We start from the raw sequence: 824 nt of genomic DNA on the forward strand, positions 1-824 counted from the left end.
CTTCTGACCGCGCCGGCAGCGTTGATCGAGGCCGGCGCGCGCATCAGTGAGAACTCGATAGCGGCGGTGTTCGGCCAGACGCTCGCCGGCATCCTCGCGCTGCCGCTCACAGTCGCGCTCGCGCTGGTGAGTCTGTACCTACTGGCACGGTACCTGAACGAGGAAGAGACTGGCAACGTGATAGCAGGGTTACCAATAGATGTCCCGGTTGTTGGCACTGATGAAGAGGAGACTGCTGACGAATAAAAATGGCCCACACGAGATACCGAACTCCAATCAGTACCTCAGCGTGGCTGGATAGGCTACGCGTCGGGCAACTCGCGTTCGAGCAGTTCGAGCGCGGTTTCGAGTTCGGCCTTCACTTCAGCAACGTCCGTGTCCCCATTGCCGATCAGTTCGACCCGCGCGTTCTGGACGTGTTCGCTGGCCCAGACCTGAACTGCCTCTTCGCGCGTCTCGGCGACCGCACAGTAGTCGGGCATCTCGGTGATCGGCGTCAGGTCATCGCCGGCAGCACCGCGAGCGGTCAGCGGGATCGTACTGCCGGCGACGATCGACGCGACGAGTTCGCGGCGGTTCATGCCGTCGCCACCTCGGTGTCGGACTTACAGACCACGCCACGAACCGGCTCGCGGCCAAGTGTTCGCCAGCGGCAGCCAGTGTGTTCCTCTTCGATCCGCCACCAGCCGTCGCCGTCAGCTCGCGGTTCGTACCGCACGCGCTTCCGCAGGCCCTTGGCTGGCGTGTACTCGACGGTGAATGCGTCGCCGTTCATCGGCCGGGCTCCGTGTGGTCAGTTGCGAACGGCGCAGCAGTCGCGATCT

At 63.8% G+C, this 824-nt stretch carries 2 protein-coding genes and 1 pseudogene; 1 reads left to right on the forward strand and 2 read right to left on the reverse strand.

Going from position 1 to position 824, the window contains the following annotated elements; all coding sequences use genetic code 11:
- Positions 1-246: pseudogene (locus EXE44_RS16520) on the forward strand (hypothetical protein); the annotation flags it as partial.
- Positions 247-302: 56 nt separating this feature from the next.
- On the opposite strand, the gene EXE44_RS16525 reads toward EXE44_RS16520, so the two are convergent.
- Both EXE44_RS16525 and EXE44_RS16530 read right to left on the reverse strand, forming a co-directional pair.
- Positions 303-581, reverse strand: a complete 279-nt coding sequence (locus tag EXE44_RS16525) for a hypothetical protein (RefSeq protein ID WP_137695068.1) — start codon at positions 579-581, stop codon at positions 303-305.
- Entirely contained in the window at positions 578-775 is a 198-nt protein-coding gene (locus EXE44_RS16530; RefSeq protein ID WP_137706792.1) for a hypothetical protein, read from the reverse strand. The genes EXE44_RS16525 and EXE44_RS16530 overlap by 4 nt, the downstream gene beginning before the upstream one ends.
- Between the last annotated feature and the right edge of the window lie 49 nt (positions 776-824).

The organism is Halorubrum sp. SS7, from assembly GCF_005435055.1.
GTDB classification, from domain to species: domain Archaea; phylum Halobacteriota; class Halobacteria; order Halobacteriales; family Haloferacaceae; genus Halorubrum; species Halorubrum salinarum.

What these genes read in the sequence shown, in the direction of transcription:
- EXE44_RS16525 (WP_137695068.1), bottom strand. Translation starts at nt 581, where the DNA reads ATGAACCGCCGCGAACTCGTCGCGTCGATCGTCGCCGGCAGTACGATC.
- EXE44_RS16530 (WP_137706792.1), bottom strand. Translation starts at nt 775, where the DNA reads ATGAACGGCGACGCATTCACCGTCGAGTACACGCCAGCCAAGGGCCTG.